Source organism: Saccharomonospora sp. NPDC046836, from assembly GCF_040645195.1.
GTDB lineage: Bacteria > Actinomycetota > Actinomycetes > Mycobacteriales > Pseudonocardiaceae > Prauserella_A.
Genome location: NZ_JBEYXW010000018.1, coordinates 138,801 through 144,874, shown reverse-complemented (window position 1 = coordinate 144,874; position 6,074 = coordinate 138,801). Strand labels below are relative to the sequence as shown.

Annotated in this window: 6 protein-coding genes; 1 reads left to right on the top strand and 5 read right to left on the bottom strand. The window is 68.5% G+C overall.

The annotated features are described in order from the left end of the window. Window positions 1-93: 93 nt before the first annotated feature. From ABZ863_RS21125 to ABZ863_RS21105, 5 genes are all read right to left on the bottom strand, one after another. Window positions 94-534 carry a helix-turn-helix transcriptional regulator gene (locus ABZ863_RS21125; protein ID WP_358538153.1) on the bottom strand — a complete coding sequence of 147 codons (441 nt, stop codon included), beginning with the start codon at window positions 532-534 and terminating at the stop codon, window positions 94-96. Then, on the bottom strand, window positions 534-1,715 hold the full coding sequence (dnaJ, locus tag ABZ863_RS21120) for a molecular chaperone DnaJ (protein ID WP_358538151.1): 1,182 nt from the start codon (window positions 1,713-1,715) through the stop codon (window positions 534-536). The genes ABZ863_RS21125 and dnaJ overlap by 1 nt, the downstream gene beginning before the upstream one ends. 30 nt (window positions 1,716-1,745) lie before the next feature. Beyond that, window positions 1,746-2,444 carry a nucleotide exchange factor GrpE gene (gene grpE / locus ABZ863_RS21115; protein WP_358538149.1) on the bottom strand — a complete coding sequence of 233 codons (699 nt, stop codon included), beginning with the start codon at window positions 2,442-2,444 and terminating at the stop codon, window positions 1,746-1,748. Continuing rightward, a complete protein-coding gene (gene dnaK, locus ABZ863_RS21110; protein WP_358538147.1) occupies window positions 2,441-4,309 on the bottom strand; it encodes a molecular chaperone DnaK in 1,869 nt (622 codons plus the stop codon). Before dnaK ends, grpE begins: the two co-directional genes overlap by 4 nt. Before the next feature lie 139 nt (window positions 4,310-4,448). After that, complete coding sequence (locus tag ABZ863_RS21105; RefSeq protein ID WP_358538144.1) at window positions 4,449-5,114, bottom strand: DUF4097 family beta strand repeat-containing protein; 666 nt, start codon at window positions 5,112-5,114, stop codon at window positions 4,449-4,451. A gap of 370 nt (window positions 5,115-5,484) precedes the next feature. Between ABZ863_RS21105 and ABZ863_RS21100 the strand changes: the two genes are divergently transcribed. After that, entirely contained in the window at window positions 5,485-6,024 is a 540-nt protein-coding gene (locus ABZ863_RS21100; RefSeq protein WP_358538142.1) for a YbhB/YbcL family Raf kinase inhibitor-like protein, read from the top strand. Window positions 6,025-6,074: the final 50 nt, after the last annotated feature.

Genomic DNA, 6,074 nt, shown 5'->3' with positions numbered 1-6,074 from the left:
GGAGCCATGACGGAGTCATGGTGACCGACGACAACGCGGCGAGGCGCCATCTGGGCACCGCGCAGCCGGTACGCGATGGTTCTCAGACGCGCTCTAACGGCGGCGGGGACGCCAGACGACGAGGGCGTTCTCCTGGCGGACGGGCACGAGTTCCTTGCGGTAGGAGGCGTGCACCGCGGCCGCCGCCTGCTCGGCCGCGGCATAGGCGGATGCCAGCTCCTGGGTCAGCTCCGCGAGCCGGTGCTGCAGCGCCTCCACCTGGTTCTCCAGTTCGATGATCCGCTTGATCCCCGCGAGGTTGACGCCCTCCTCCTGGGACAGCCGCTGCACCTCGCGCAGGAGCGCGATGTCCCGCATCGAGTAGCGCCTGCCCCCGCCGGAGGTCCGGCCGGGACTCACGAGTCCCAGCCGGTCGTAGGAGCGCAACGTCTGCGCATGCAGCCCGGACAGCTGGGCAGCGACCGAGATGACGAAGACCGGCGTGTCCTCGTCAGCGCCATGCGGCATCCCGCTCGGGAACCCGGAACCGAACATCACGCTCCCCTGTCTCGCAACAGTGCAGTGATCTCCGGCCGCGGATCGTGCTTCGCGACCGACTCGGCATACTTCTCCAGCGCGGCCTTGGCCTTGCCGTCGACCTTGGCCGGGATGACCACCTGCAGGGTAACGAGCAGATCGCCCTGGGTGCCATCACGCTTCGTGATGCCCTTGCCACGCACCCGCAGCACCCGGCCACTCGCGGTGCCCGGCGCCACTTTCAGGGACACCTTCGCGTCCAGCGTCGGCACTGTCAACGTGGTGCCCAGCACCAGCTCGCTGAACTCGACGGGCACCGTGATCGTCAGATCGTTGCCGGACCGGCCGAACACCGGGTGCGGGTTGACGTGCACGCGCACGTACAGGTCACCCGTGGCGGCTCCGCCACGCCCCGGCTCGCCCTGACCGGCCAGCCGGATCCGCTGGTTGTCGTCGACACCAGCCGGAATCCGCACGGTCAGCGTCCTCGTCCGGTTGCTGATGCCCTCGCCACCGCACTCCGGGCACGGGTCGTCGACGATCGTGCCGCGGCCACGGCAGTCCCGGCAGGGCTCGGAGAACGCGAACGCGCCCTGGCTACGACTCACCAGCCCCGAACCGGCACAGTTCGGGCAGGTCCGCGGGCTGGTACCGGGTTTCGCCCCGTTGCCGCCGCAGGTACCGCAGGCGCCCGGGCTGGACAGCCGCAGCGGCAACGTCGCGCCCTTCACCGCCTCGGTGAAGTCGATGCGGACGTCGGTCTCCACATCGGCGCCCCGCTGACCACGAGTAGCGGTGGTCCCACCGCCACGCCGGCCGAACAGATTGCCGAGCATGTCGCCGAGGCCCCCGAGGCCACCACTGGCGGTGCTGGTCTGGTTGAAGATGTCGCCGAAGTCGACCCCGCCCGTGCCGGTGCCGCCCCCGCCGGGGAAGCCGAAACCACCGGGCCTGCCCGAGCCGAACAGCCGGCGGGTCTCGTCGTACTCCTTGCGCTTCTCCTGGTCGGAGAGCACGCCGTAGGCCTCCGAGACAGCCTTGAACTTCTGTTCGGCCCCTGCGTTTCCGGGGTTGGCGTCGGGATGGTTCTCCCTGGCCAGCTTCCGGTAGGCCTTCTTGACCTCGTCCGGTGAGGCGTCGGAGGAGACGCCCAGCTCCCGGTAGAAGTCCTTACCGATCCACTCCCTCGCGTTGGTCATCGGGCGTCCCCTCCTTCCTCCTGCTGGTCGTCAGCGTGCGGTCTCATCGGTATCGATGGGCAGCTCCCCGCCCACCGGCGGGTCGATGGGCTGCTCCGCGGCGGCGGGTTCGTGGTCGGTGACACCCACCAGCGCCGCGCGCAGTACCCGGTCGGAGAACCGGTAACCCCGGCGGAGAACGGTGGTGACGGTCGGTTCGGTCACGTCGGGGGACGTGCTGTGCTGAACGGCTTCGTGCACGCTCGGGTCGAAGGGCTCGCCCTCCTTGCCGAACGATTCGAGACCCGCTCGCTCCAGCGCGCCCACCAGCTTGTCCGCGACGGCCTTGAACGCACCGGTCAGGTCGCCGTGCTGCTCGGCACGCTCGAGATCGTCGAGCAACGGCAGCAGGTCGTTCACCACCGACGCCTTGCCCGCGATGGCGACGACCTCGCGGTCGCGCTCGACACGCCTGCGGTAGTTGGCGTACTCGGCCTGCAGGCGCTGCAGGTCCGCGGTGCGCTCCTCCAGCTGCTTCTCGAACTCCGAGGCAGGTGCCGGCGGCTCAGCGGCAACCGTCTTCTCCCCGGGAGCAGCGCCAGGGGCGCCCGCCTCGGCGGGCGCCTCCTGCGACTGCTCGGTCACCGGCTTGCGAAGCTCACCGGTTTCCGGGTCGATCTTCCGGCGATCCCGCACGACCACTGGCTCCTGGACTTCCTGTCGTTCGGTTTCGTCGTAGTGCTCGGTCACTTCTTGTCGTCCTCGTCGACGATCTCGGCGTCAACCACGTCGTCGGCCTTGGCCGAGCCGGCGGTGTCCCCGGCCGGGCCGCTCTGGCCGGTGTCGGCACCCGTGGCACCCGCCTGCGCGCCGGTGTTGGCGTACAGCGCCGTCGCCAGCTCCTGGGACGCGGAGTTCAGCTTCTCCATGGCGTCCTTGATCTTGCCGGTGTCGGTGCCCTTGAGCGCCTCGTTGGCGTCGTCGATCGCGGTCTTGACCTTGCCCTTGAGGTCCTCGGGCAGCTTCTCGTCGTTGTCCTTGACGAACTTCTCGGTCTGGTAGACCAGCGTCTCGGCCTGGTTGCGGATCTCCGCCTCCTCGCGACGCTTCCGGTCCTCCTCCGCGTGCGCCTCGGCGTCCTTGACCATCCGGTCGATGTCCTCCTGCGGCAGCGCGGAGCCACCGGTGATGGTCATCGACTGTTCCTTGTTGGTGCCGAGGTCCTTCGCGGTCACGTGCACGATGCCGTTGGCATCGATGTCGAAGGTGACCTCGATCTGCGGCACGCCACGCGGTGCCGGCGGGATGCCGGTCAGCTCGAACATCCCGAGCTTCTTGTTGTGCGCGGCGATCTCACGCTCACCCTGGAAGACCTGGATCTGCACCGACGGCTGGTTGTCGTCCGCGGTGGAGAAGATCTCGGAACGCTTGGTCGGGATGGTGGTGTTGCGCTCGATGAGCTTGGTGAACACCCCGCCCTTGGTCTCGATGCCCAGCGACAGGGGCGTGACGTCGAGGAGCAGGACGTCCTTGACCTCACCCCTGAGCACACCGGCCTGCAGCGCAGCGCCGACGGCGACGACCTCGTCCGGGTTCACGCCCTTGTTCGGCTCGCGGCCACCGGTCAGCTCCTTGACCAGCTCGGTCACCGCGGGCATCCGGGTCGAACCACCGACGAGCACGACGTGGTCGATCTCGCCGACCGAGATGCCTGCGTCGCGGATGACGTTGTTGAACGGCTGCCGGGTGCGCTCCAACAGGTCGTTGGTGATCCGCTGAAGCTCCGCGCGGGACAACGTCTCGTCGAGGAACAGCGGGTTCTTGTCCGCGTCCACCGTGATGTAGGGCAGGTTGATGTTCGCACTGGAGGAGCTGGAGAGCTCGATCTTGGCCTTCTCCGCGGCCTCCTTGATGCGCTGCATCGCCATGCGGTCCTTGGTCAGGTCGATGCCGCTGCCCGCCTTGAACTTCTCCACCAGCCAGTCGACGATCCGCTGGTCCCAGTCGTCGCCACCGAGGTGGTTGTCACCACTGGTCGCCCGTACCTCGACCACGCCCCCGCCGATCTCCAGCAGCGAGACGTCGAAGGTGCCGCCACCGAGGTCGAAGACCAGGATGGTCTGCTCCTTCTCGCCCTTGTCAAGGCCATAGGCCAGGGCCGCGGCAGTGGGCTCGTTGACGATGCGAAGCACATTGAGGCCCGCGATCTGGCCGGCCTCCTTGGTGGCCTGCCGCTGCGCGTCCTCGAAGTACGCGGGGACTGTGATGACGGCGTCGGTGATCTCCTCACCGAGGTAGGCCTCGGCGTCGCGCTTGAGCTTCATCAGCACGCGCGCGCTGATCTCCTGCGGCGTGTATCGCTTGCCGTCGATCTCCGGCGACTTCCAGTCCTCGCCCATGTGCCGCTTGATCGACCGGATGGTGCGGTCCACGTTGGTGACCGCCTGGTTCTTCGCGGGCTGCCCGGTCAGCACCTCGCCGTTCTTGGCGAAGGCGACGACGGACGGGGTGGTCCGCGAACCTTCCGAGTTGGCGATGACCGTCGGCTCGCCGCCTTCGAGGACTGCGACGACCGAGTTGGTCGTGCCGAGGTCGATGCCGACCGCTCGCGCCATGTGTGTTCCCTCCTGCGTACTACTTACGTCCAACTTGTAACCGGACCCTCGCATGACCGTCAATCCGGACTTGAGCCGGGTCCGCTCAATCTTCCTGCTTTGCCCAACGAGCGATGCACTCGCCTTGTTCCCGGCGGGTTCACGCGCCGTGCACGACGACGTCGCCGCTGTCGGTGGTGAGGTCGAGCAGCCGGCTCGCGGCCGGGTCCTGGACCACTCCGATCTCCCGGTTCCCCGAGTCGGTGCTGCCCTCGACGCGGTAAGCACCCGCCGGCACGGTGACCTGCAGGCTGCCGCTGTCGACCAGTGCACGGACGTTGCGGCTCTCCACGAGGGAAAGCTCCACGTCGCCGGAGTCCACGGTCACCTCCACGTCGCCGCGGAGCCGCTCACCGCGGACGCCGCCCGAGTCCGCCGTCACGCGGACATCGCCGACCCCGTCCACCACAAGGTGACCCGAGTCGAGCGTGCCGCCGACCGTGACGCCACGAGGCACGATGACCTCGTAGTCCACCGAGCAGAACCTCCCGCAGTCGGCGAGCGTGAGGGTGCCGTTGTCCAGGGTGTACGACCGGTCCGGTTCTCCGAAGCGGTAGCGGAACTCCTGCCGGATGGTGGTCTGCCGAGCGTCGTCGTCGGTTCGGATGACGACATCGCCGCTGTCCATGGCCAGTTCGATGGCCCGGACCGGGTCGGTCTCCGTCGCCGTCTCCTCGGCCGACGACTGCCCCGTCCAGCCGAAGGCGATCATCGCACCAACCGCGATGAACGCCACCCCGCCGACGGCCAGCCCAACGCGCCCCATGTGAGTCCTCCCGCCGCAACTTCCCTGCGCAGCACACGCTATGGCCTCGGCGGGTGCCGAGCATCGGGGCGAACCCCCGAATCGACCCTGAGGCTGTCCCTACCTTTCGCGCCGCCGAACTGCCCCGCTGTCACTTGGTTGTGTCTCATAAGCGGCGGAGCCGCTTGCGGGGGTACGCAGCCCGCACCGTCGCGGGTTCTCAGCCGCCTTCTCGCGAGGACAGCGACGACGTGGTGAATTGGGCATTCATGAGGAGGCGATCCCGGAGTGAGAAGGCGGCTGAGGTTCCGCCACCCGCACCGTCACGCAAGCCACTTTCAAAACACTAGCCTCTGCACTGAGGACATGTGATGGAGGAGGACCAGGACTGATGACCCAGGCTCAGAACCCGTACGACTCGCTGCCGCCCGTGCCGTCGTTCACGCTGCGCAGCAACGACATCGCCGAGGGGGAGACGCTCCCCACGCCGCAGCTGAGCGGCATCTTCGGCGCAGGCGGCCAGGACTTCTCACCGCACCTCGCCTGGTCCGGCTTCCCCGCCGAGACCAAGAGCTTCGCGGTCACCTGCTTCGACCCCGACGCGCCCACGGGCAGCGGCTTCTGGCACTGGGCCGTGTTCAACATCCCCGCCTCGGTGATCGAGCTGCGCTCGGGTGCCGGCGACGCGAGCGGCTCGGGGCTGCCCACGGGTGCCAGGACGCTCGCCGGTGACGGCGGTGTCCGTCAGTACCTCGGCGCCGCGCCGCCGCCCGGCCACGGCCCGCACCGCTACATCTTCGCGGTGCACGCGCTGGACGTGGACTCGCTCGACGTCGGTGAGGACGCCCGCCCTGCGCTGCTCGGCTTCACCATGTTCGGCCACACGCTCGCCAGGGCGACCCTGACCGCGACCTACGAGAACAAGGGCTGACGAGCGGCAGTTGAAGGCCACCCCGACCTGCGGGGTGGCCTTCATTGTGC

Excerpts from the sequence above, each read along its gene's own strand:
- ABZ863_RS21100 (WP_358538142.1), top strand. The coding sequence starts at position 5,485 with ATGACCCAGGCTCAGAACCCGTACGACTCGCTGCCGCCCGTGCCGTCG.
- ABZ863_RS21125 (WP_358538153.1), bottom strand. The coding sequence starts at position 534 with ATGTTCGGTTCCGGGTTCCCGAGCGGGATGCCGCATGGCGCTGACGAG.
- ABZ863_RS21105 (WP_358538144.1), bottom strand. The coding sequence starts at position 5,114 with ATGGGGCGCGTTGGGCTGGCCGTCGGCGGGGTGGCGTTCATCGCGGTT.
- dnaJ (WP_358538151.1), bottom strand. The coding sequence starts at position 1,715 with ATGACCAACGCGAGGGAGTGGATCGGTAAGGACTTCTACCGGGAGCTG.
- dnaK (WP_358538147.1), bottom strand. The coding sequence starts at position 4,309 with ATGGCGCGAGCGGTCGGCATCGACCTCGGCACGACCAACTCGGTCGTC.